Below are 23,431 nucleotides of genomic sequence, written 5' to 3'. Positions count from 1 at the left end.
CGTCTGTTCTCGGTGGCACCGGCCGTGCCGGCCCGCCACCCATCTTGATCACACGATCCTATGAGCCGCCTTCATGGCGCGTGAAGATCAGCGGACGGTGACGGTCCGTGGGGCGGAGAAGTCGCCCCACGTGCCGTCGGGGAGGCGGGCGCGGAGGGTGAGGGTGTAGGTGGTGCCGGGTTTCGCCTGGGCCGGGAAGGTGTAGGTGGCGCGGCCGGTGGGCGGGGCGGCGCCCCAGACGATGGTGGTGGCGAAGCGGCCGTCGATGTGGAGTTCGTGGTGGGTGACGGGGCCTCCGGTCTCGGGTGGGGTCCAGCTGAGGGTGATCTCGCCGTCGGCGGAGGCGGCGGCGAGGGCGCGCGGGGAGGTGTTGGGGGGCGCGCCGGGGGCGGGGGCGGTGGTGAGTTCGGCCGGGGGGCTGTCCGGGGAGGTGTTCTCGGCGGCGTCGCGGGCGCGCAGGGTGAGGGAGTAGGCGGTGCCGGGGCGCAGGCCGGTGAGGCGGGCGGTGGTGGCGGTGCCGGGGGCGGTGTGGATCCGGACGCCGGCCTGGTGGACGTCGTAGGCGGTGACGCGGGTGTCGTCGCGGGCGGGGGTCCAGGTGAGGAGGGCGGCGGTGGGGCCGTCGGGGGTGGCGCGCAGGGTGCGGGGGGCGGTGGGGGGTTCGCGGTCCTCGGCGGTGGCGCGCAGGGTGGTGGCGGCGACGGCGGGGGTGGCGGGCGAGGTGTTGCCGGCGGCGTCGCGGGCGACGACGGCGAAGGCGTGGCGGCTGCCGGGGACGAGGCCGGTGACGTCGGTCATGAGGGTGGTGGCGGGCAGGTCCTTGACGGGGCGGCCGTCCTGGAGGACCTGGTAGCCGGTGACGGCGCGGTCGTCGGTGGCGGCCTCCCACATGACGTGGACGGTGGTGGAGCTGCCGGAGGCGGCGGTGAGGCCGGTGGGGGTGGTGGGCGGGGTGGAGTCCGGAGGTTCGGCGCGGGCGCAGGCGCCGAGCGCGAGTACGAGCAACAGGCTTGCGGCGAGCTGACGTTGGGGGCGTCGCACGGGCCGGCCTCCATCTCCATCGGAAAGGTCCAGACCTATATGGCACGCAGAGGAAGGGGTGCGCAAGGGGGCGTTGTCGGTGGGGTGCGCTTCACTGGAACCGTTACTCTCCGTAGTCGATTCTTGGGGGGATCATGACGGACCGTTGGCTGTACGTGGCGCCGGCCGGGGTGCGGCGGCGCGGCTGGAGCGACGCGATGATCCGGGAGCTGCTGGGGCTTCCGGACGTGCAGGGGCGCGATCCGCGGCGGTACGCGCTCGCGCCGCTGCGGCTGTACCTGCTGGCGCGGGTGGAGGCGGTGGAGCGGACGCCCGAGTTCGCGGCGGCCTCCTCGTCCCTGGCGGAGCGGGGGCGCAGCACCGCCGTCGGGGTCCTGGCCGAGGGGCGGCGGGCGGCCGTCCTCGCGGCGATCCGGACCGAGCCGCTCCTGGTGCCGAGGCTGCCGGCGGCCGAGCTGGAGCGGCGGGCGGCGCGCCACCGGCGGCTGCTCACGGCGCGCGGGGCGGGCGGCGGGGGCGGCGGGGCCTCGCCCGGCTCCCTGGTGCGGTGGCAGGTGGGCTATCTGCGGCAGACGCTGGCGCGGTACGAGACGCTGCTCGACGGGCTGTACGGCGACACGGGCCGCCGCGAGGCCGAGCGGCTGCTGCGGCGCAGGCAGTACGAGGCGATCGCCGCCGCGTATCCGGCGCTGGCCCCCGAGTGCGCCCGGCGGATCGCCCTGGAGTCGCGGTGAGGGGACCGGGCGGCACGCCGCCGCCCCGGACCCCGCGGGGTGCGCGGGGTCCGGGGCGGGCGGGACGGATGCCGTGGAGGCTTCGGGTCCTCTCGTGGCTAGTGGACGTGGGCCGCCTTCGCGGTGCGGGTCTCGGAGATCTCGTCGCCCGGTTCCATCGGCGCGGTCACCTCGTCGTCGTCCGCGCGCCGGCCGAAGTGGTTGAAGACCACGTTGAGCAGGACGGCGGCGACACAGCCGGTGGAGATGCCGGAGTCCAGGATGATCTGCGCGGTCTGCGGGAAGGCGTGGTAGAAGTCCGGCTTGGTAATCGGGATGATGCCGACGGCCAGCGAGACGGCGACGATGAGGACGTTGTTGTCCTTCTCCAGGCCGGCCTTGACCAGGGTCTGGATGCCGCTGGCCGCGACCGAGCCGAAGAGGACGACGCCGGCGCCGCCGAGGACCGGGCGCGGCACCACCGAGATCAGCGAGGCCATCACCGGCGAGAGGCCCATCAGGACCAGCAGGCCGCCGCCGCAGGCGACGACGAAGCGGCTGCGGATCCGGGTCATGGCGACCAGGCCGACGTTCTGTGCGAAGGCGCTGCACATGAAGCCGTTGAAGAGCGGGCTGATCGCCGAGCCGAGGGTGTCGGCGCGCAGACCGGCCGCGATGGTCTTCTCGTCGGCGGGCCGCTCGACGATCTCGCCGAGCGCCAGCATGTCGGCGGTGGACTCGGTCATCGAGACCAGCATGACCACGCACATGGAGATGATCGCGGCGAGCGCGAACTGCGGGGCGCCGAAGTGGAAGGGGCTCGGGAAGCCGACGATGTCCGCCTCGGTCACCGGGGAGAAGTCGGTGGCGCCGAAGGGTATGGCGATCAGGGTGCCGAGGACCAGGCCGACGAGGACGGCGATCTGCTTCAGGAAGCCGCGGGTGAAGCGGCGCAGCAGCAGGACGATGGCCAGGGTGACGGCGGCCAGGGCGAGGAACTTGCCCGAACCGTAGTCGTCCGCCGCGGGGTTGGGGCCCTGGGCCCAGCCGAAGGCGACCGGCAGCAGCGAGATGCCGATGAGCGTGATGACGGTGCCGGTGACCACCGGCGGGAAGAAGCGCACGAGCCGGGAGAACCACGGCGCGGCGAGGAAGCCGAGCAGACCGGCGACGATGATCGCGCCGAAGATGACGGGCAGCGCGTCCGACTTGTCCTTCGTGGTGTCGATGATGGCGAGCATCGGGGCCACGCCCGCGAAGGTGACGCCGTTGACGAAGGGCAGCTTGGCGCCGATCTTCCAGACTCCGAGGGTCTGGAGGAAGGTGGCGAGGCCGGCGGTGAAGAGGCTGGCGCCGGTCAGGAAGGTGAGTTCGGTGCCGGAGAGGCCGACGGCCGCTCCGACGATCAGCGGCGGGGCCACCACTCCCGCGTACATGGCGGCCACGTGCTGGAGGCCGCTGGTGAACATCTTCAGAGGGGGCAGGGTCTCGTCGACCGGATGTCTGGTGTCGTCTCCGGGGTCGGTGGTGCCTGCGTCTTGTGCATTGCGAACCTGGGGCTCGTCGGCCACGGCGGTTCCTCCGGTCGGTTACACGTCGGCGGTGACGCGGGTGTCTGGGAGGTGGTGCGATGCGGTGCGAAGTGCAGGAGGTGCGGCTCGTTGCGGGGTGGTGCGGTGCGCCGGAGGAAGGGGTGCGGCGCGGGGACGGGGTGCCCGGTGGGGGTACGGGCGGGTGTGGCCGTCCCGGGCGGCGCCGTACGACGGGTGCGTACGGCGCCGCCCGGTCGGGCTGCCGCGGATCCCGCTCGGGTCCGCGGCGACCGGTCGGGGGCCGTCCCCCCCGACCGGACTCCGGGGGGAGGGTCAGGCCTGGGCCGCGATGCGGGCCAGGCGCTGGGCCTCCGTGCGCGCGTCGCGCGCGATGGTGTCCTCGTCGACGGTGAGCAGCCGGTTGTTCTCGACGATCTGCTTGCCGTTGACGAAGGAGGCGGTGACCGGGGCCGCCGCGCCGAAGACGATGGCGGTGACCGGGTCGGCGATCGAGGAGTGGCCGAGGCCGTCGATCTTCCAGAGGACGAAGTCGGCGAGCTTGCCCGCTTCGAGGGAGCCGATGTTGTCGGCGCGGCCGAGGACCTCCGCACCGCCGTAGGTGCCGAGGCGCAGGGCCTGGCGGGCGTTGAGCGCGGACTCGCGGTGGGCGCCGAGGCGGTTGATGAGCAGGGCGTTGCGGAGCTCGGTGTGGAGCTCGCCCGACTCGTTGGAGGCGGTGCCGTCGACACCGAGGCCGACCGGGACGCCCGCCTTCAGCATGTCGGGGACGCGGGCGATGCCGGCGGCGAGGCGCGCGTTCGACGAGGGGCAGTGGGCCACACCGGTCTTGGTGCGGGCGAAGGCGGCGATGTCGGAGTCGTTCATGTGGACGCAGTGCGCCATCCACACGTCCTCGCCGAGGAAGCCGGTCGACTCGAAGTAGTCGGTCGGACCCATGCCGAAGAGCTCGTGGCAGAACTTCTCCTCCTCCACCGTCTCCGAGCCGTGGGTGTGCATGCGCACGCCGAGGCGGCGGCCGAGGGCGGCGCCCTCGCGGAGCAGCTCGGTGGAGATGGAGAAGGGCGAGCAGGGGGCGACGGCGACCTGCGTCATCGAATCGAAGGAGGCGTCGTGGAACTTCTTGACGGTCTCCTCGGTCGCGGCGAGGGCGCCCTCGGTGGTCTCGACGGCGAAGTCCGGCGGCAGGCCGCCGTCCTTCTCGCTGCGGTCCATGGAGCCGCGGGCCAGGGTGAAGCGCACGCCCATCTCGGAGGCGGCGCCGATGATGGCGCCGGAGAGGTCGCCGGAGCCCTTCGGGAAGACGTAGTGGTGGTCCATGGCGGTGGTGACGCCGCCGCGGGCCATCATGGCGAGCGAGCCCTGGGCGGCGACGCGCACCATCTGCTCGTCGATGCGGGCCCAGGTCGGGTAGAGCGCGACCAGCCAGTTGAAGAGGTTGTGGTCGGTGGCCAGGCCCCGGGTGATCCACTGGTAGAAGTGGTGGTGGGTGTTGACCAGGCCCGGGGTGATCAGGTGGCCGGTGGCGTCGATCCGCCGGACCACGTTCTCCAGGTTCTCGGGGGCCTTGCCGGGGCCGAGGGACTCGATCCTGTTGTCGGCGACGACGAGGTAGCCGGAGGCGTACTCGGTGTCGTTCGCGTCGACGGTGGCGATCGCCGCGTTCTCGATGACGATGCGCTGGGCTGCCGAAGGTGCTGCCATGGCGGTGCTTCCTTCATTCCTCATGGGTGGGGTGGGCACGGCAGGACCCTAGGAGGATTTGAGTGCCGGGGCCGTCTGACGGCTCCGGGTGCCGAGATGGTGGAAGAAGAGGTTCAGCAGGACGGCGACGAGCGCGCCCGCGCTGATGCCGGATCCGAGCACGGTCTGTGCCCAGGCGGGGAAGCCGGCGTAGAAGGTGGGTGCGGCGAGCGGGATGATGCCCGCGCCGAGCGCGACGGCCACCAGGATGATGTTGGAGCTGTCGTCGAGGCCGGCCTCGGAGAGGGTCCGGATGCCGCTGACCGCGATCGAGCCGAAGAGGACGATGCCGGCGCCGCCGAGGACGGGCATCGGGACCATGGAGACGACCGCGCCGAGCACCGGGAAGGCGCCGAGCACCAGGAGGGCGCCGCCGGCGACGGCGACCACGTAGCGGGAGCGGACCCGGGTGAGCGAGACGACGCCGACGTTCTGCGCGAAGGCGGAGGTCGGGAAGCCGCCGAAGACGGGGCCGAGCAGGGTGGCGATGCCGTCGGTGCGCAGGCCCCGGGTGATGGTCTTCCCGTCGCTGGGGCGCTCGCAGATCTCGCCGAGGGCGAGCATGCCGGCGCTGGACTCGGTCATCAGGACCAGCATCACGATGCACAGGGAGAGGATCGCGGCGGGCTGGAACTCGGGAGCGCCGAAGGCGAAGGGAGAGGGCAGGGCGGCGACGGGCGCCTCGCGCAGGGCGGTGAAGTCCGCCATCCCGAAGGGGATCGCGGCGAGGGTGCCGATGAGCAGGCCGAGGAGCAGGGCGATCTGCTTGACGAAGCCGCGGCCGAAGCGCTGGAAGAGCAGGACGACGACCAGGGTGAAGCCGGCGAGGGCGAGGTACTTCATGGCGCCGAAGTCGGCGGCGGTCTTGTCGCCGCCCTGGGCCCAGCTGACGGGCACCGGCATCAGGGTGACGCCGATCAGGGTGATGACGACGCCGGTGACGAGCGGCGGGAAGAAGCGCAGGAGCCGGCCGAAGAAGGGGCCGACGGCGAGGCAGAAGACTCCGGCGACCATGACCGCGCCGTAGATGGCGGGGAGCTGGTGTCCGGGGGCGCTCGTCTCGGCGATGGCCAGCATGGGGGCGATGCCCGCGGAGGAGGCCGCGTTGACGAACGGGAGCCGGTTGCCGGCGAAGTTCCGGATGCCGAGGGTCTGCAGGATGGTGGCGAGACCGGCGATCAGGAGGCTGGCGGCGATGAGCCGGGTCATCCCGGCCGCGTCCAGGCCGACGGCCTGGCCGATGATGAGCGGAGGGGTGACGACGCCGGCGTACATGGCGGCGATGTGCTGGAGCGCCGCGGGGACGAGCCGCGAGGCGGGGAGTTTCTCGTCGACCGGATGGGCGGCGGCCTGGGCAGGGGCCTCGGTGGTCGACGGGGTGGAACACGGGCCTTCGGCGGACGCCGGCCCCTTTGCGGGCAGTGCCATGCTGGGTTCCCTCCGGTCTGGTGCCGGTCCCCGCCCGACTGCGGGCGGGCGGGGACCGGGTCACTCAGTGCCGCTCAGAGATGTGGTGCCACTCAGAGGTTGGTCATGTCGACCGGGATCAGCGCCTCGGCGCCGTCGCGCAGGACCGTGGCCTCGATGAGGCCGTACATGCGGTCCGCGGCGTAGTAGACCTCGTTGTCGTTCTTGAGCCCGAAGGGCTCCAGGTCCACCAGGAAGTGGTGCTTGTTGGGGAGCGAGAAGCGCACCTCGTCGATCTCCGCGCGGTGGTTGATGATCCGCGTGGCCATCTGGTACAGCGTCTGCTGGAGGGAGTACGAGTAGGTCTCCGCGAACGCCTCGAGCATGTGCTTCCTGGTCTGCTCGTAGGACCGCTCCCAGTTGGGCATGCGCTGGTCGTCGTCGGTCCAGTTGAACCGCCAGCGGCCGGAGACCTGGGTGGCCAGGATGCGGTCGTACGCCTCCTGGAGGGTGGTGTACTGGTCCTTGATGTAGCCCCAGAACTCCGAGTTGGTGGAGTTCATGACGACGAGGTCCTTGAGGCCGGAGATGACCTCCCACTTCTCGCCGTCGTAGGTGATCTGGGTGACGCGGGTCTCCTGGCCCTTGCGGGCGAAGGAGTGGTTGACCTCGTCGGCGCCGATGAACTTGGAGTTGGCGTCCGAGGAGGCGATGCGCTCCCAGGAGTACTCCTCGATCCGGATCCGGGCCCGCTTGATCGGCTCCTGGCTCGTCACGAAGTGGCGGGCGAGGTGGATGCCGAACTGCTCGGCGGACTCGATGCCGTACTCCTTGGCGAACGCGAAGACGGTGTTCTTCGTCGTGTCGGTGGGGAGGCAGTGGGCGTTGGAGCCGGTGAGGTGGACGTCGCTGAGGTCGCCGGAGAGGGCGACGGAGACGTTCAGGTCCTTGATGTGGTGGGTGGCGCCGTCCCGCGTGATCTTGACGACGCGGTTCTCTGCTTTGCCGTACTGGTTCTGGCCGAGAATCGTGGGCATGTCTGCTAGCTCCCTCGGTAAACGGAGTAGCCGAACGGGTTGAGCAGCAGCGGTACGTGGTAGTGCTCGCCCGGCGTGACGGCGAACGTGATCGCCACCTCCGGGAAGAAAGCACCGGCCGGACCGCTGTCCCGATTCGCGGGGGCGTCCTGCTGCGCCTCGGCTTGCTGGTTCTGCTTGCTCAGGAAGTACGCCTCGGTCTCGAAGTCGAGGCGTACGTGGGTGGTGCCGACCGGCAGGGCCGGCAGGTCCTTGCACCGTCCGTCGGCGTCGGTGGCCGAGCCGCCGAGCGCGACCCAGGCGGCGTCGGAGCCGGCGCGGGCGGCGAGGGTGATCGCCACGCCCTCCGCGGGGCGTCCGATGCTGGTGTCCAGGATGTGGGTGGACACCGAGGCCGTGGTGTCGGTGCTCATGCGGCGCTCTCTTCCTCTACGAGACGGGTGAGCCGGATGCGGTTGATCTTGCCCAGTTCGGCGCGGACGATCTCGCGCTCCTGCTCGGGCGAGTTGCCGATCCGGTCCTTGACCGCGTCGCGCATCTGCTCGCCGGTCCTGCCGGTGGCGCAGATGAGGAAGACGTGGCCGAAGCGCTCCTGGTAGGCCAGGTTCAGTTCGAGCATCTCGGCCTTGAGCTCGGCGGAGGAGCCGGCCATCCCGCTCTGCTCGCGGGTGGAGGTGGCGTCCCCTTCCTTCGGACGACCGATCGGCGGGTGGCCCGCCATCGCCTCGGCCAGGTCCTCGGCGGTCAGCTCGGCCATGGCGGCGTCGCCGGCGAGGAAGAGGGCTTCGGCGGTGGTGTACGGGCGCTGGGCGAGGATCTTGCTCCCCCACGCCGAACTGGAGCACACCTCGTGGAGCGCGGCGAGAGCCTCGCTGTCCGCCGAGGTGTTGAACCGGGTGAGGCCCGGTGTCGTACCTGAAGTCACGGGAAGCCTCCGTGGCTGTTTTTCGCTGTGCGTCGGACGGGCTGCGGATAGCTAACGCCCTCGGCAACAGGACGTCAACACTTTGTTGAAAACTCGGTGACACAAAAGCCGTCGTCCCGGCATGCGGACGACGGCTTGTGGCCATTCTTGATCAACTAGGCGTTCTTGGAGGCGTTTTCCCTGTTCAGGTAGTTGTAGACGGTGAAGCGGCTGACACCGAGTGCACCGGCCACCGTCTCCACTCCATGACGCACGGAGAAGGCGCCGCGCGCCTCCAGGAGCCGCACGACCTCCTGCTTGGCCTTGCGGTCCAGTTCGGCCAGCGGCATCCCGTGCCGGCGCTCCATGGCCGCGAGGATGCGGTCCAGGGAGTCCGACAGCTGCGGCAGCCGTACGGCGAGGACGTCCTCCCCTTCCCAGGACAGCACGATGTCATCGGCCGCGGCCTGAGCCGGCTCCAGCACTTCCGCGCCCATCGCGTCGACCAGCGGCTTCACCGCCGCCGCCAAGGGATGCTCGGTCACTTCTCGTCCTCCCCGCCCTCACCGATCACGTTGACCTGGAGCGAGACCCGGGTGGCACCGGCACCGAGCGCCTTGCGCAGCAGCTCGTCGACGGCGGTGAGGACGGCGTCGGCGCCGCCTTCCGCGGTGTTGCCGAAGGGGCCGACATCGACGGCGTCCAGTTCGGCCGACTGGATGACCTCACGAGCCACGACCGCGTGGGCCGGCGCCTCGTCGAGGTCGAACGGCTCGGTCGTGAACTCCACTCTCAAACGCACCATGCCCCCACGCTACGGCCCGGACCAGGGCCTGGGGAGCCCTGAAGTCGGAGGGAGCCCTTGACAAGCCGGGCACTCCACTTGCAACATTCCGTCAGACAGAAAACGACTTCCGCAATACGGAAGGAGCGCCGCCCCTCATGGGATACACGGACCAGCGCTTCGATGTGAACCTGTCGATCCTCTTCACGGAACTCCCGCTCCTGGAGCGCCCCGCGGCCGCCGCCGCGGCCGGCTTCACCGCGGTCGAGCTGTGGTGGCCCTGGATCGACACCGCCACCCCCGAGCAGAGCGAGCTCGACGCCCTCAAGAAGGCCCTTGAGGACGCCGGCACCCAGCTGGTGGGCCTGAACTTCTACGCCGGACAGCTCCCCGGCCCGGACCGCGGCGCGGTCTCGGTCCCGGGCGAGGAGTCCGACCGCTTCAAGGCCAACATCGACATCGCCGCGGACTTCGCCGCCTCGGTCGGCTGCAAGGCGCTCAACGCGCTCTACGGCAACCGCGTGGAGGGCGTCGACCCGGAGGCCCAGGACGCCCTCGCCCTGGAGAACCTGGTCCTGGCCGCCCGCGCCGCCGACCGCGTCGGCGCGATCCTGCTGATCGAGACCCTGAACAAGCCGGAGTCGCCGCTCTACCCGCTGGTGAGCGCCCCCTCCGCGATCGAGGTCGTCGACAAGGTGAACGAGGCCACCGGGCTCGGCAACGCCAAGTTCCTCCTCGACATCTACCACCTGGCCATGAACGGCGAGGACGTCAGCGCCGTCATCGCCGAGTACGCGGCGAAGACCGGCCACGTCCAGATCGCGGACATGCCGGGCCGCGGCGCCCCGGGCACCGGCGAGCTCCCGCTGGAGCAGCTCCTCGACGAGCTGAAGAAGGCCGGCTACGACGGCTTCGTGGGCCTGGAGTACAAGGCGGCCGACGCCGCCGCGTCCTTCGAATGGCTCGCCGCCGAGGCCCGCCCGGCCCGCTGACGCAGGCCCCCTCCCCGTACGACCTTGTTTTGAGAGGCACCCTCATGAGCAACCTTCCCAAGATCGCGTGGATCGGTCTCGGCATCATGGGCTCCCCCATGTCCGAGAACCTGATCAAGGCCGGCTACTCGGTCACCGGCTTCACGCTGGAGCAGGACAAGCTGGACCGCCTCGCCGCCGCCGGTGGCACCGTGGCCGGCTCGATCGCCGAGGCCGTCAAGGACGCCGACGTGGTCATCACGATGGTGCCCGCCTCCCCGCAGGTCGAGGCCATCTCCTACGGCCCCGAGGGCATCCTGGAGAACGCCAAGCAGGGCGCCCTGGTCATCGACATGTCGTCGATCACCCCGCAGACCTCGGTCGACCTGGCGAAGAACGCCAAGGAGAAGGGCATCCGCGTCATCGACGCCCCCGTCTCCGGCGGCGAGGCCGGCGCCATCGAGGCCGTGCTCTCCATCATGGTCGGCGGCGAGCAGGCCGACTTCGACGAGGCCCTCCCGATCCTGGAGGCCCTCGGCAAGGTCATCGTGCTCTGCGGCCCGCACGGCTCCGGCCAGACGGTCAAGGCGGCCAACCAGCTCATCGTCGCCGTGAACATCCAGGCGTGCGCCGAGGCCGTGGTCTTCCTGGAGAAGTCCGGCGTGGACCTCAACGCCGCCCTCGACGTCCTCAACGGCGGTCTGGCCGGCTCGACCGTGCTGACCCGCAAGAAGGACAACTTCCTGAACCGGGACTTCAAGCCCGGCTTCCGGATCGACCTGCACCACAAGGACATGGGCATCGTGACCGACGCCGCCCGCAACGTCGGCGCGGCCCTCCCGGTCGGCGCCGTGGTCGCCCAGCTCGTCGCCTCGCTGCGCGCCCAGGGTGACGGCGGCCTGGACCACTCGGCCCTGCTCCGCGCCGTCGAGCGCCTCTCCGGCGCCCAGGTCTGATCCACCGCCCCGGATCCCCGGGGCCCCAGATTTCCGGTCGGCGGCGGTGCTGACACCTGTCCTGTCGCGCCCAGGCGCCGCCGCCGACCGGAACACCACACTTCATTTTCAACAAACTGTTGACGTCGTGTTTCGAGCGAACTTACGCTCCACGGCATCGTCATCAGCAGGTTCCTGTACGGAAAGGCCACCATGTCGAAGCGCGTGCTTACGACCGAGTCCGGCGCCCCCGTCGCCGACAACCAGAACTCCGCCACCGCCGGCGTCGGTGGCCCTCTCCTCCTCCAGGACCAGCACCTGCTGGAGAAGCTCGCGCGCTTCAACCGTGAGCGGATCCCGGAGCGCGTGGTGCACGCCCGCGGCTCCGGCGCGTACGGCTACTTCGAGGTGACCGACGACGTCACCGGCTTCACCAAGGCCGACTTCCTCTCCGAGGTGGGCAGGAAGACGGAGCTGTTCATCCGCTTCTCCACCGTGGCCGACTCGCTCGGCGGCGCGGACGCGGTCCGCGACCCGCGCGGCTTCGCGGTGAAGTTCTACACCGCCGAGGGCAACTACGACCTCGTCGGCAACAACACCCCGGTGTTCTTCATCAAGGACCCGATCAAGTTCCCCGACTTCATCCACTCCCAGAAGCGCGACCCCTTCACGGGCAAGCAGGAGGCGGACAACGTCTGGGACTTCTGGGCCCACGCCCCCGAGGCCACCCACCAGATCACCTGGCTCATGGGCGACCGCGGCATCCCGGCCTCGTACCGTCACATGAACGGCTACGGCTCCCACACCTACCAGTGGACCAACGAGGCGGGCGAGGCCTTCTTCGTCAAGTACCACTTCAAGACGAACCAGGGCATCCGCTCCCTCTCCGCCGACCAGGCCGCCGAGCTCGTCGGCAAGGACGCCAACTCGCACCAGACGGACCTGCTCCAGGCCATCGAGCGCGGCGTGAACCCGTCCTGGACCCTGTACGTGCAGGTCATGCCGGCCGCCGAGGCCGCGGACTACCGCTTCAACCCCTTCGACCTCACCAAGGTGTGGCCGCACAGCGACTACCCGCTGCAGCGCGTGGGCCGCATGGTCCTCGACCGCAACCCGGACAACGTCTTCGCCGAGGTCGAGCAGGCCGCGTTCTCCCCGAACAACTTCGTGCCGGGCATCGGCCCCTCGCCGGACAAGATGCTCCAGGGCCGTCTCTTCGCCTACGCGGACGCCCACCGCTACCGCCTCGGTGTCAACCACACCCAGCTCGCGGTGAACGCCCCCAAGGCGACGGCCGCCGAGAACTACGGCCGCGACGGCGCCATGGCGACCCGCAACGGCTCGCGGTACGACAAGAACTACGAGCCCAACTCCTACCAGGGCCCGGCCCAGACCGACGCGCCGCTCTCCGCGCCGCTCGCGATCCACGGCTGGACCGGCACCCACGCCGCCCCGCAGCACACCAAGGACGACGACTTCTTCCAGGCCGGCGAGCTGTACCGCCTGATGTCGGAGGAGGAGAAGTCCCGCCTGATCGCCAACATCGCCGGCGGTCTCTCCCAGGTGTCCCGCGAGGACGTCATCGAGAAGAACCTCGCCCACTTCGCCGCCGCCGACGCCGAGTACGGCAAGCGCGTCGAGGAGGCCGTCCGCGCCCTGCGCGAGGACTAGTCGTCTCGAATTCCCAGACCGCGTACGGCATCTGACGGGAGGTCAATGTCGTACGCCGTCCGGAACACCGGCCCGGATGAGGGGTGGCCGGTGTTCATGGACAGCGTGAGGACCGCGGCGGCTGCGAGCCAGTGCGGTGGCCAGGACGCCCGACCCCCCTTCCAGACCTGAAGGAAGGGACCGGCCGGAGCGTCCGTCGGAGCCGCCGCGGTCCCAACGCCCTCCCCCACGGGAGCCCCCATACTCCGCCCGGCGGCGCGAACGTCCTGTCGCGCCAGCCTCGCACCGCCGGGCGGTCATCGACGAGAGCGCGGAACCAGGTTTACGGTCCCTGGTTCCGCGCTCTTTCGTCGTTCCGTACGCCGGCGCCGTCGTTCCGCACCCCGGGGCAGCGCATCGTTTCTGCGGTGAAGATCCGCACCCGCTCGGGGGAGCGCACCGCGATGCGCCTCCCGTGCGCCCCGCTTCCGGCGCTATCCACCCGTACGTGATCAAGAACCTGATGCGCGGGCTCGTCCCGCTCGCCCTCGTCCTGTCCCCGCTCGCCGCCCCCGCGCCCACCGCCTCCGCGGGCGTCCAGCTCTTCCCCGACGCGCTCGCCGAACTCACCGAGGCCACCGAGGACCCGGCCGGGTTCGAGGAGTCGGCGTTCCCGCACTGGGACAAGGGCCTCGACGCGGCCGACGACTGCGACACCCGCGCCGAGGTGCTCCTCGCGGAGGCCGTCGAGGCGCCCGCCGCGGGCGCCGCCTGCGCCCTGTCCGGCGGCAGGTGGACCTCGTACTACGACGGCCAGACCGTCACCGACCCGGCGCTGCTCCGCGTCGACCACCTGGTGCCCCTGGCGGAGGCCTGGGCCTCGGGCGCGTCCGGCTGGACGGCGGCGCGGCGGGCGAAGTACGCCAACGACCAGGGGGCCGCGGCCACCCTGGTCGCCGTCACCGCCCGCAGCCAGAAGGCCAAGGGGACCCAGGACCCGGCCGAGTGGGTGCCGGACGGGAACGCCGCGTACTGCCGCTACGTCGGCGAGTGGGTCGGCACCAAGCTGCGCTGGGGGCTGTCCGTCGACAAGGAGGAGATGGAGGCGCTCAAGCTGTTCGCCGACGGGCCGTGCGAGGAGACGGTCGTGCAGCGCTCGACAGCCCCGCGGTGAGCGCGGCGGTGACGGCGAGCGAGGCCACCGCGAGGAGGGCCATCGCCGTCGCCGGCGAGGTCAGCTGCGCGAGCCCGCCCGCCAGGGCGGCGGCGAGGCCCTGGCAGGCGAGCATCCCCGAGCCGTGCAGGCCGAGCGCGTGCCCGCGCGACTCCTCCGGGACGAGCGCGAGCAGTCGCTCCTGGTACAGCAGGCTCGCGCCGTAGCCGACGGCGGAGACGACGACGGCCGCGCCCGCCAGGACCGGCGGCAGCCCCGTACCGAGCGCGAAGAGGAGGTACGGGGCCGCCAGCAGGCCCTGGAGGGGCGCGGCGAGCCGTCCGCGCAGCCGCGGCGGCACGAACCGCCCGACGACCGTGTCCCCGGCGAGCATGCCGACGGCGGCGCAGGCGAAGAGCAGCCCGGCGCGGTCGGGGGCGTAGGGGACGAACAGCGCCTCGCAGCCGACGATCAGCCCGTTGGGCACCCAGAGGGCGAGGTAGAGCAGGCGGCGGTGGCGGTCGGCGAGGAGCCGGCCGTTGGCCCGCCAGGTCTCGGCGGCCGAGGCGCGGCCGGAGGCGCGGGGCGGGCGGGCGGTGAGCCCGAAGCGGTAGAGGAGCGCGGCGAGGAGGTAGAGGCCGGCGCCGGCGAGGAGGGTGCCGCGCGGGGAGAGCACGGCGAGCAGGACGCCGCCGGCGGCGAAGCCCGCGATCTGGCAGACGCCGACGGCCATGTTCGTCACGGCCCGCCCGAGCAGGAAGCGCTCGCGTGGCAGGATCTCGCCGAGCAGCCCGAGCCGCACCCCGCCGCCGAGCGACCCGACGACGCCGAGCACGGCGAGCAGCCCGAAGGCGGCGGCGAGCGGCACCCCCGGCACGGCCTGGACGGCCGTGCCCGCCGCGAACACGACGGCGACGACGGCGAGCGCGGTACGGGGCGGCAGCCGGTCGGCGGCGGAGAGCAGCGTGGTGGCACCGAGCAGCTGGGCGAGCGAGGGCCCGAACATCGCGAGCGCGCTCAGCAGCGCCGAACCGGTCGCGTCGAACACGAGCGTGGCGAGCCCGAGCCCCGCGACGGTCTGCGCGGCGGTCTGCGCGGAACCCGCGAGGAAGAGGGGGACGAATTCGGGGGTACGGAACAGGTCGCGGTAGCCCGCGGCGGCGGGCGCCTCGGAGGCGGAGAGGGGCATGCCGGGGATTCTGGGGAGGCCGGGACGCCCCCCGGTACTGTTTCGCGGCCGCGCGAAACAGTGGGCGCGGGGCGGGGTGAGCGGCCACGCTCGGGCGGCGAGGTCGAGCAGGGATTTGGCGGCGAGGTCGAGCAGGGAATCGGCCGCGGGGTCGAGCAGGGAATCGGCCGCGGGGTCGAGCAGGGAATCGGCAGCGACGACGAGCGGGGCAGTCCGCCGCGGAGGTCGCCTGCGGAGACTCGGCCGCGAGGACGAGCGGGGAAGGGACCGGGCATGGGGTGGTGGCGGATCGGGGCGGACACGCTCGCGGGCGGCCGGTTCGTGGTGTCGCCGCTCGCCGAGACCGTCGCCGCGCTGAAGGCGCTGCACGCCGGGCGGGCCGGGCACCCGGGCGAGCGGGGCTGGCTGGCCGAGCACCTGCCGGCCTACCGGGCGCGGCTCGCGGCCGAGCCACTCGACGGGCTGCTCGTCCGGGCGGCGATCAGCCCCACCTGGAACGCCGACTTCCTCACGCCCACCCCGCTGGGCGAGGGCGAGCGGTGCTTCGAGGAGGAGGTGGCGGTGGTCCGCGCGACCGGACAGCCGGCCGCCCTGGCCGATCTGGCGGTCTCGGTCGGCGGCCCGGTGCCGGAGCCGCTGGCCTCGGCGCGCGATCTGCCGGGGCGCCTCGCGGAGCTGCTGACCTGGGTGTGGCGGGAGACGGTGCTGCCGGAGTGGCCGCGGCGGCGCCGGGTGATGGAGGCCGATGTGACGGCCAGGACCGCACGCCTCGCCCGGGACGGCTGGGCGGCGGCCCTCGACGAGCTGTGCCCGGGGAAGATGCGGTGGCTGGGGAACGGCCGGCTCCAGGTCAACGCCCGTGACTATCCGCCGCGTTCGGTGGAGGGCGGCCGGCTGCTGCTGGTGCCGGTGACACCGGTGACGGGCTGGGTGTCCTGGGACGCGGAGCACCCCGGCGAGGAGCGGTACGCGATCGTCTATCCCTGCGCGGGAGTTCTCGCCGACGGCTCCGGCCCGGCGGTGCCGGAGGCACTCGGCGCGCTGCTCGGACCGGCCCGGGCGGGGGTCCTGCTGCGCCTCGCGTCCCCCTTGTCCACCAGCCAGTTGGTGGCGCTGACCGGTCAGGGCCTCGGGTCGGTGGGGCGCCATCTGAAGGTGCTGCACGACGCCGGTCTGGTGCGCCGCAGGAGGGCGGGCCGGTCGGTGCTGTACGACTGGACGGAGGCCGGCGCCGTCCTCGTACGGGCGCAGCGGCCGGGGCCCTAGAACCCCGCCCAGGCACGCAGGCGTGCGCCGAGGACGACGGCGTGCGCGAGGTCCGCGAGGGCGTCGGGGTCGGCGGGCACGCCCTGGCGGGCGAGGATGCCGGCGAGGGCGGCCCAGTGGGCGGCGGCGGCCTGCTCCCGGGTCTGGTCGCCGTAGGGCTCGTCGGGGCCGACGACCGTGCGGGCGTCGTCCTCCAGGGACGCGCGGGTGAGGTGGGTCCGGATGTCGCCGTCGCCGAGGACGCTCTCGTTCCAGCCGCGGTCGTCGAGGAGGACCAGGGCGCGCCCGTCGGAGAGTTCGGCCTCCAGGCGGGCGGAGACCGACAGCTGTCGGCGGGTGGTGTGGGCCTCGTCGAGCTCGACGTGGGTGACGAGGCGGGTGGGGACGGCAGGGGTCATGGTGTCCACGGTAGACGCCGCGTGCCCGGCCGGATGGAGCCGGCCGGGCACGTTTCGAGCGGGGACGGGAGCGTCCCGGGCGGGCCCGCCCGCCCCCGTCACGTGGACGACGGGGGCGGGCGGGAACCGGGGGCGGGCCCTCAGGGGCCCGGCGGTCAGACCGCGAGCGGCTTGATCGCCGTCGGGGCGTGGCCGGGCTCGGTGGCCAGGTCCTCGAACTCCGTGACGTCGCTCATGTCGACGGTCTTGCTCATCGCGATGTTGGTGATGCGCTCCAGGATCGCCTCGACGACGACCGGGACCCGGTGCTCGACGGCCAGCTTCTTGGCCTCCTCCAGCGCCTCGCCCAGCTTGTCCGGGTCGGTGACGCGGATGGCCTTGACGCCGAGGCCCTCGGCGACCTTGACGTGGTCGACGCCGTAGGCGCCGATCTCCGGGGTGTTGATGTTCTCGAATTCGAGGTTGACCTCGAAGTTGATGCCGAGGTTGCCCTGCGCCTGGCGGATCAGACCGAGGTAGGCGTTGTTCACGAGGACGTGGACGTAGGGGACCTTGTGCTGGGCGGCGACCGCCAGCTCCTCGATCATGAACTGGAAGTCGTAGTCGCCGGAGAGCGCGACGACCGGGGTCTCCGGGTCGGCGGTCGCGGCGCCGATGGCGGCCGGGATGGTCCAGCCGAGCGGGCCGGCCTGGCCGCAGTTGATCCAGTGGCGCGGCTTGTAGACGTGCAGGAACTGCGCGGCGGCGATCTGGGAGAGGCCGATGGTGGTGACGTACCGGGTCTCCGGGCCGAAGGCCTTGTTCATCTCCTCGTACACGCGCTGCGGCTTGATCGGGACGTTGTCGAAGTGCGTCCGGCGCTGGAGGGTGGCCTTGCGCTCCTGCGCGGAGGCCGCCCAGGCGGAGAAGTCCGGGAGGGTGCCGGCGGCCTTCCACTCCTTGGCGATCGCGACGAAGAGTTCGAGCGCGGCCTTGGCGTCGGAGGCGATGCCGAAGTCCGGGGCGAAGATCCGGCCGATCTGGGTGGGCTCGATGTCGACGTGGACGAACTTCCGGCCCTTGGTGTACGCGTCCATGTTGTAACCGGTGTGGCGGTTGGCCCAGCGGTTGCCGATGCCGAGGACGAAGTCCGACTCCAGGAAGGTCGCGTTGCCGTAGCGGTGCGCGGTCTGGACGCCCACCATACCGGCGGCGAGCTCGTGGTCATCGGGGATGGTGCCCCAGCCCATGAGGGTGGAGATGACCGGGATGCCGGTCAGCTCGGCGAACTCGACGAGCAGGTCGGAGGCGTCGGCGTTGATGATGCCGCCGCCGGCGACGATCAGCGGGCGCTCGGACTCCAGGAGGAAGGACAGCGCCTTCTCCGCCTGGGCGCGGGTCGCGGACGGCTTGTAGACCGGCAGCGGCTCGTACGTCTCCGGGTCGAACTCGATCTCGGTGAGCTGGACGTCCATCGGGAGGTCGATGAGGACCGGGCCGGGACGGCCGGAGCGCATCAGGTGGAAGGCCTGCTGGAAGACGCCGGGGACCTGCGCGGCCTCCAGGACGGTGGTCGCGGCCTTGGTGACCGGCTTGGCGATGCTGGCGATGTCGACGGCCTGGAAGTCCTCCTTGTGGAGCTTCGAGGTCGGCGCCTGGCCGGTGATGCACAGGATCGGGATGGAGTCGGCGATCGCCGAGTACAGGCCGGTGATCATGTCGGTGCCGGCGGGGCCGGAGGTGCCGATGCAGACACCGATGTTGCCGGCCTTGGCGCGGGTGTAGCCCTCCGCCATGTGGGAGGCGCCCTCGACGTGGCGGGCCAGCGTGTGGCCGATGCCGCCGACGTTCTTGAGCTCGCGGTAGAAGGGGTTGATCGCCGCGCCGGGCACGCCGAAGGCGGTGGTGACGCCTTCGCGCTTGAGGATCTCAACGGCCGCTGCGGCGGCGGTCATACGAGGCATGGGAGTGCTCCTGCTCGGCCGGTCGGTCGCAGGTTCCGGGCGGGCCGCCCGTCCCTGTTTCCGTAATGCGGAAGAACTGTTCTGCTATACGGAAGCAATGTAGGTGGGGGCTCGGGAAGCCGTCAAGGGAGCGCCCACCAGGCGGGCACCGGACCGGCACCGGACGGACCGCGGAGAGGCCCCGGAAAGGCACCGGAGAGGCCCCGGAGCCCCGGGCCGATGGCCGAAGTCGCACCCCCGCGCGGCCGGATTGGTGGACCATGGGCGCACGGGAAGAGGGGGTTCGGTGTGGGTGAGTCGGTGTCGGTGCGCTGCCCTGAGTGCCTGCGGAGCCATACGTACGCGCCGCCCGCCTTCCCCTGCGCCTGCGGGACCCCCGTCGTCCCGCCCGTCCTCCCGGACACGACCGCCGAACCCGTCCGGCACCTGACCTGGCTGGACGCGTGGGTGACCGTCCGCTGCGGCGCCTGCGGCCGCGAGGGCGAATGGCCCCGCCCGGAGCTGGGCTGCGCCTGCGGGGCCGTGCTGAGGATCCCGGTGGCCCCCGTCTCCGGCCCGGCGGGAGCGGGCACGGCGACCCCCGTCCCGGTACCCCCGAGGACGGATCCGGAGGAGGGGCACGCCTCCGGGACCTTCGGGCCGGAGGGGTACGGCTCCGAGGCGTTCGGACCCGAGGAGTACGGCTCCGAGGGGTACGACTTCGAGGCGCTCGGGCCCGAGGAGCACGACTCCGAGGGGTACGACTCCGAGACGTTCGGACCCGAGGGGCACGACTCCGAGGGGTACGACTCCGGGACGCGCGGGCCCGTCCCGTACGCGCCGGACGACTCCGCCGGCCCCGGGCCCGCCGCCGGCGACCCCGGCCTCTTCGCCGCCCTGGACGGCGAGGCCGGAGTGTTCGGCGAGGCGGGAGTGTTCGACCCGGCCGACGGGTTCGACGAGGCGGGCGCGGCCACGGAGCCGGGCACCGGGCCCGTCTCGGACTGGTTCGGCGCCCCGCCCCGGTCCTTCGCCGAGCGGTACCCGGCGCACATCCCTCCACCGCCGACCGCGCCCCGGCCCTCACCGGGACGGGGCGCGTACCGGCCCGTGACGATCCGGACGGCGCGGGACGCGGTCGCCGCGGCGGCGACGTACCTGCACTGGCTCGGCTTCCGGGAGATCGTGCAGCCGGAGGACCGGCACTCCCCCGGCGTGGACCTGCGCGGGCCCGGACTCGTCGCCCAGGTCGACCCCAGCACCCGGCCGGCCGGACTGCGGGCCGTGGAGTGCCTGTGGCTGAACGGCCTCAGCGCCTCCGCCGTGAGCGTCTTCTTCTCGCTCGCCGGCTACACCCCCGAGGCCCGGTCCCGCGCCGCCGAGATACGGCTCCCGCTCTTCGTCCTCGACCTCACCGGAACCCCGCAGCCCGTGAACGACGCCGCCGACGAACTGACCTCCGGCGGCGCCGTCTGAGCCCTCACGGGCCGATCGGGGATACGAATCCGGCCATCCACGCGTGATGATCACGCTCCCCCGGGCAGAACCCTCCTGGGGGGTGGACGGCATGGGAACGGGGACGGGGTGGTTCGTGGCGGCGGCCTGCGCCGCCTGGGCCGAGGTACTGGTCGCGGCGGTGCTGCTGCGCGTCCGGGGCGGGAGCAGCGGCGCCGCCCCCGGCGGCGCCCCGCCCGGCCCCGAGGCGCTGGCGCTGCTGCGCGGCGGACGGCGGGCCGCCGTGGCGGTCGCGCTCGTCGCGCTGCACCAGCGGGGCGCGGTCGCGGCGGGACGCAAACACACGGTTCGGGCCAACGGCGGGCCCGGGCGCACCCGGGACCCGGTCCAGCTCGGCGTCCACCGCTCGCTGCGCAACGCCCTCCCGCCCCGCGCGCTCGCCCTGCGCCCCGAGGCGCGCCGGGCGGTGGACGCGCTGCGGGACGACCTGGGGCGGGCCGGGCTCCTTCGCCCGCCGGGACGACGGCGCGCGGCCCGGCTGCTGCTCGCGGCGGCGCCGGCCACGCTCGCCGCGGGGCTGCTCGTCGCGGAAGCCGGGGCACAGGACGGGCCGGGGCTCGCGCTCGTCCTCGTCGCCGGGGTGCCGGTGCTCCTGGCCGTGGCCGCGCTGCTGCGGCTGCCGCCGGCCACCCGGGCCGCCCGGCGGCTCCTCGCCGAGCTGCGGGAGCGGCACCCGCTGCCGGCGCACCGGCGGGAGGTGACGGACGGCCGGCTGGTCCAGCTGTACGTGGCGCTGTACGGCGACCCGGCGCTCGCGCTGTTCCTGCCGCGCTTCTCCCGGGACGGGGGGCTGCTCGGCCATCGGGCCTCCGACGGGCGGTGAGGCCGGGCCATACTGTCGTATGCGCATCCGAGCGGCCGCACCGGCCGAACTCCCGCTGCTCCAGTCCATCGAGCGCGCGGCGGGCGAACCCTTCCGCACTCTCGGGATGACGGCGATCGCCGACGACGAACCCCTCCCCCTGGACGTCCTGGAGGGGTATCGCGCGGCGGGCCGGGCCTGGGTGGCGGTCGACGGGGCCGACCGTCCCGTCGCCTATCTGATCGCGGACACGGTCGACGGCGCCGCCCACATCGAGCAGGTCTCCGTCCACCCGGAGGCCGCCCGCCGGGGCGTCGGCCGGGCCCTGATCGAGCACTTGGCGGAGGCCGCCCGGCAGGAGGGCCTGACGGCCCTCACCCTCACGACCTTCACCGAAGTGCCGTGGAACGCCCCGTACTACGCCCGGCTCGGCTTCCGCCCCCTCACCGACACCGACCCCGCCCTCACCGAGGGCCTCCGGGAGATCAGCCGCGCCGAGGCCGCCCACGGCCTGGCGGCCTGGCCCCGCGTCTGCATGCGCCGGGAGCTGGCGCAGGGGTCCTAGGCCGTCTCTTCCGGATCAGGCCGGGCTCGCGACTCCCCCAGCTACCGCTGGGAGGTGCCCCCATACGCACGCACGCTCGCCGCGTTGTCGTCGGTCGCCGATGTCCCCCAGCTACCGCTGGGAGGTGCCCCCACCGCATGGACTCCCTCCTCCGCCTTGCGACCGCACGCACCAGACGCCGCTCCCTGATCCGGCCCGATCCGGAAGAAACGGCCTAGGCGCGCCCGGACACCGGGACGCCGTAGCGCTCGCGGAGTTCCACCTTGCGGACCTTGCCGCTGACCGTCATCGGGAACTCGGTGAGGATCTCGACGCGGCGCGGGACCTTGTAGTGGGCGAGGCGGTCGCGGCAGAAGGCGGTGAGTTCGTCGAGGGTGGGCGGGTCGGCCGGGTCGCGCGGGATCACGCAGGCGAGGATCTCCTCGCCGTAGCGCTCGTCGGGGACGCCGACGACCTGGACGTCGGCGATCTTGGGGTGGGTGTAGAGGAACTCCTCGATCTCGCGCGGATAGACGTTCTCCCCACCACGGATGATCATGTCCTTGATGCGGCCGACGATCCGCACGTAGCCGTCCTCGCGCATCGTCGCGAGGTCGCCGGTGTGCATCCAGCGGCCCGCGTCGACGACGTCGGCGGTCTTCTCCGGCTCGTCCCAGTAGCCGAGCATCACGCTGTAGCCGCGGGTGCACAGTTCGCCCGCGGTGCCGCGCGGCACGGTCAGGCCGGTGGCCGGGTCGACGACCTTCACCTCGATGTGCGGCAGGACCCGGCCGACGGTGCCGGTGCGCCGCTCCAGGTCGTCGTCGCGGCGCGTCTGGGTGGAGACCGGCGAGGTCTCCGTCATGCCGTAACAGATCGACACCTCCGCCATGTTCATCTCGGTGACCACCCGCTTCATCACCTCCACCGGGCACGGCGAGCCCGCCATGATGCCGGTGCGCAGCGAGGAGAGGTCGTACGCGGCGAAGTCGGGGAGGTTCAACTCGGCGATGAACATGGTCGGTACGCCGTAGAGGGAGGTGCAGCGCTCCTCCTGGACGGCGCGGAGGGTCGCCGCCGGGTCGAAGGAGGGGGCCGGGATGACGATGCAGGCGCCGTGCGAGGTGGCCGCCAGATTGCCCATCACCATGCCGAAGCAGTGGTAGAAGGGCACCGGCACGCAGATCCGGTCCTCCTCGGTGTAGGCGATCATCTCGCCCACGAAGTAACCGTTGTTGAGGATGTTGTGGTGGGAGAGCGTGGCGCCCTTCGGGAAGCCGGTGGTGCCCGAGGTGTACTGGATGTTGACCGGCTCGTCGGCGGAGAGCGGCTCGGGCGCGAGCCCGCCGGACGGGCGGGCCGCGAAGTCGTCCCAGGTGGGGTCGCCGAAGTACACCGCCTCCCGCAGCCCGGGGCAGTCGGCGCGCACCTCCTCGACCATCGCCCGGTAGTCGCTGGTCTTGTGGGTGAGCGAGGCGAAGAGCAGCGAGATGCCCGACTGGCGCAGCACGAAGGCGAGTTCATGGGCGCGGTAGGCCGGGTTGATGGTGACCATGACGGCGCCGATACGGGCCGTGGCGTACTGGACGAGGACCCACTCGGCGCGGTTCACCGCCCAGATCCCCACCCGGTCGCCCTTGCGGACGCCGCTGCCGAGCAGGGCGCCGGCGATCCGGTCGACGTCGGCGCCGAACTCGGCGTAGGTCCAGCGCCGTCCGTCGGCGAGGTCGACCAGGGCCTCCCGTGCGGGCCAGGCGGCGACGGCCCGGTCGAGGTCGGCTCCGATGGTGTCGCCGAGCAGCGGGGTGTCCGCCACCCCGTGCGCGTACGAGAGCTCCGTGGCGGTCATGCCGGGTCCCTTCGGTGGTGTGCGTCGTGGAGCGGCGCGGGGGTCTGTCGTGAGGCGG

The 23,431-nt window shown here is 72.4% G+C and carries 21 protein-coding genes and 2 pseudogenes; 10 read left to right on the top strand and 13 right to left on the bottom strand.

Going from position 1 to position 23,431, the window contains the following annotated elements; genetic code table 11:
* Positions 1-87 precede the first annotated feature (87 nt).
* A complete protein-coding gene (locus AB0E19_RS19735; RefSeq protein ID WP_362181424.1) occupies positions 88-1,041 on the bottom strand; it encodes a fibronectin type III domain-containing protein in 954 nt (317 codons plus the stop codon).
* Positions 1,042-1,175: 134 nt separating this feature from the next.
* Between AB0E19_RS19735 and AB0E19_RS19730 the strand changes: the two genes are divergently transcribed.
* The gene (locus tag AB0E19_RS19730) at positions 1,176-1,775 is read left to right on the top strand and encodes a hypothetical protein (RefSeq protein ID WP_362181420.1); all 600 of its coding nucleotides are present in this window, start codon (positions 1,176-1,178) and stop codon (positions 1,773-1,775) included.
* A 98-nt stretch (positions 1,776-1,873) separates the two neighbouring features.
* Here AB0E19_RS19730 and AB0E19_RS19725 read toward each other — a convergent pair whose 3' ends face one another.
* From AB0E19_RS19725 to AB0E19_RS19690, 8 genes are all read right to left on the bottom strand, one after another.
* Positions 1,874-3,223: a nucleobase:cation symporter-2 family protein gene (locus AB0E19_RS19725; RefSeq protein WP_362181855.1), complete on the bottom strand. Its 1,350-nt coding sequence runs from the start codon at positions 3,221-3,223 to the stop codon at positions 1,874-1,876.
* Between the two features lie 396 nt (positions 3,224-3,619).
* Positions 3,620-5,008, bottom strand: coding sequence for an 8-oxoguanine deaminase (locus AB0E19_RS19720; RefSeq protein WP_362181417.1), 1,389 nt, complete (start codon positions 5,006-5,008; stop codon positions 3,620-3,622).
* Positions 5,009-5,056: 48 nt separating this feature from the next.
* A complete protein-coding gene (locus AB0E19_RS19715; RefSeq protein WP_362181414.1) occupies positions 5,057-6,475 on the bottom strand; it encodes a nucleobase:cation symporter-2 family protein in 1,419 nt (472 codons plus the stop codon).
* A 92-nt stretch (positions 6,476-6,567) separates the two neighbouring features.
* Positions 6,568-7,491 (bottom strand): factor-independent urate hydroxylase, encoded by a 924-nt coding sequence (pucL, locus tag AB0E19_RS19710; protein ID WP_360610091.1) that lies wholly within the window; start codon positions 7,489-7,491, stop codon positions 6,568-6,570.
* A 5-nt stretch (positions 7,492-7,496) separates the two neighbouring features.
* Positions 7,497-7,904 carry a hydroxyisourate hydrolase gene (uraH, locus tag AB0E19_RS19705; protein WP_169089502.1) on the bottom strand — a complete coding sequence of 136 codons (408 nt, stop codon included), beginning with the start codon at positions 7,902-7,904 and terminating at the stop codon, positions 7,497-7,499.
* Positions 7,901-8,416 carry a 2-oxo-4-hydroxy-4-carboxy-5-ureidoimidazoline decarboxylase gene (gene uraD / locus AB0E19_RS19700; RefSeq protein ID WP_362181409.1) on the bottom strand — a complete coding sequence of 172 codons (516 nt, stop codon included), beginning with the start codon at positions 8,414-8,416 and terminating at the stop codon, positions 7,901-7,903. Before uraD ends, uraH begins: the two co-directional genes overlap by 4 nt.
* Positions 8,417-8,571: 155 nt before the next feature.
* The gene (locus AB0E19_RS19695; RefSeq protein WP_360610127.1) at positions 8,572-8,892 is read right to left on the bottom strand and encodes a helix-turn-helix domain-containing protein; all 321 of its coding nucleotides are present in this window, start codon (positions 8,890-8,892) and stop codon (positions 8,572-8,574) included.
* 44 nt (positions 8,893-8,936) lie between these two features.
* Entirely contained in the window at positions 8,937-9,197 is a 261-nt protein-coding gene (locus tag AB0E19_RS19690; protein ID WP_360610128.1) for a hypothetical protein, read from the bottom strand.
* A gap of 140 nt (positions 9,198-9,337) precedes the next feature.
* Between AB0E19_RS19690 and AB0E19_RS19685 the strand changes: the two genes are divergently transcribed.
* From AB0E19_RS19685 to AB0E19_RS19670, 4 genes are all read left to right on the top strand, one after another.
* Positions 9,338-10,171, top strand: a complete 834-nt coding sequence (locus AB0E19_RS19685; RefSeq protein ID WP_362181406.1) for a TIM barrel protein — start codon at positions 9,338-9,340, stop codon at positions 10,169-10,171.
* A 44-nt stretch (positions 10,172-10,215) separates the two neighbouring features.
* Positions 10,216-11,106, top strand: coding sequence for a 2-hydroxy-3-oxopropionate reductase (locus tag AB0E19_RS19680; protein ID WP_362181403.1), 891 nt, complete (start codon positions 10,216-10,218; stop codon positions 11,104-11,106).
* A 192-nt stretch (positions 11,107-11,298) separates the two neighbouring features.
* On the top strand, positions 11,299-12,756 hold the full coding sequence (locus tag AB0E19_RS19675; RefSeq protein ID WP_362181401.1) for a catalase: 1,458 nt from the start codon (positions 11,299-11,301) through the stop codon (positions 12,754-12,756).
* Between the two features lie 487 nt (positions 12,757-13,243).
* Positions 13,244-13,909 (top strand): HNH endonuclease, encoded by a 666-nt coding sequence (locus AB0E19_RS19670; RefSeq protein WP_362181398.1) that lies wholly within the window; start codon positions 13,244-13,246, stop codon positions 13,907-13,909.
* Here AB0E19_RS19670 and AB0E19_RS19665 read toward each other — a convergent pair.
* Positions 13,845-15,077: an MFS transporter gene (locus tag AB0E19_RS19665; protein WP_362181394.1), complete on the bottom strand. Its 1,233-nt coding sequence runs from the start codon at positions 15,075-15,077 to the stop codon at positions 13,845-13,847. The two genes, AB0E19_RS19670 and AB0E19_RS19665, sit on opposite strands and share 65 nt — an antisense overlap.
* A 273-nt stretch (positions 15,078-15,350) precedes the next feature.
* Here AB0E19_RS19665 and AB0E19_RS19660 point away from each other — a divergent pair, with 273 nt between their 5' ends.
* A complete protein-coding gene (locus AB0E19_RS19660; RefSeq protein ID WP_362181391.1) occupies positions 15,351-16,343 on the top strand; it encodes an ArsR family transcriptional regulator in 993 nt (330 codons plus the stop codon).
* Here the strand turns inward: AB0E19_RS19660 and AB0E19_RS19655 are convergent.
* Positions 16,340-16,741, bottom strand: a complete 402-nt coding sequence (locus AB0E19_RS19655; protein WP_362181387.1) for a hypothetical protein — start codon at positions 16,739-16,741, stop codon at positions 16,340-16,342. The two genes, AB0E19_RS19660 and AB0E19_RS19655, sit on opposite strands and share 4 nt — an antisense overlap.
* A 155-nt stretch (positions 16,742-16,896) precedes the next feature.
* Positions 16,897-18,684, bottom strand: a complete 1,788-nt coding sequence (gene gcl, locus AB0E19_RS19650) for a glyoxylate carboligase (RefSeq protein WP_362181384.1) — start codon at positions 18,682-18,684, stop codon at positions 16,897-16,899.
* Between the two features lie 485 nt (positions 18,685-19,169).
* Here gcl and AB0E19_RS19645 point away from each other — a divergent pair.
* The 4 genes and pseudogenes from AB0E19_RS19645 to AB0E19_RS19630 form a co-directional block, all read left to right on the top strand.
* A pseudogene (locus AB0E19_RS19645) lies at positions 19,170-19,427 on the top strand (pentapeptide repeat-containing protein); the annotation flags it as partial.
* A gap of 316 nt (positions 19,428-19,743) precedes the next feature.
* A pseudogene (locus tag AB0E19_RS19640) lies at positions 19,744-20,139 on the top strand (hypothetical protein); the annotation flags it as partial.
* Positions 20,140-20,230: 91 nt separating this feature from the next.
* Positions 20,231-21,001 (top strand): TIGR04222 domain-containing membrane protein, encoded by a 771-nt coding sequence (locus AB0E19_RS19635; protein ID WP_362181381.1) that lies wholly within the window; start codon positions 20,231-20,233, stop codon positions 20,999-21,001.
* 19 nt (positions 21,002-21,020) lie between these two features.
* Positions 21,021-21,545, top strand: coding sequence for a GNAT family N-acetyltransferase (locus AB0E19_RS19630; RefSeq protein WP_362181378.1), 525 nt, complete (start codon positions 21,021-21,023; stop codon positions 21,543-21,545).
* Between the two features lie 214 nt (positions 21,546-21,759).
* Here AB0E19_RS19630 and AB0E19_RS19625 read toward each other — a convergent pair whose 3' ends face one another.
* A complete protein-coding gene (locus AB0E19_RS19625) occupies positions 21,760-23,373 on the bottom strand; it encodes an AMP-binding protein (protein WP_362181376.1) in 1,614 nt (537 codons plus the stop codon).
* Between the last annotated feature and the right edge of the window lie 58 nt (positions 23,374-23,431).

Source organism: Streptomyces sp. NPDC047974 (assembly GCF_040653375.1).
Lineage (GTDB): Bacteria > Actinomycetota > Actinomycetes > Streptomycetales > Streptomycetaceae > Streptomyces.
Note: the sequence above shows the minus strand (reverse complement) of the source record. Positions and strands in the feature narration are given on the sequence as shown.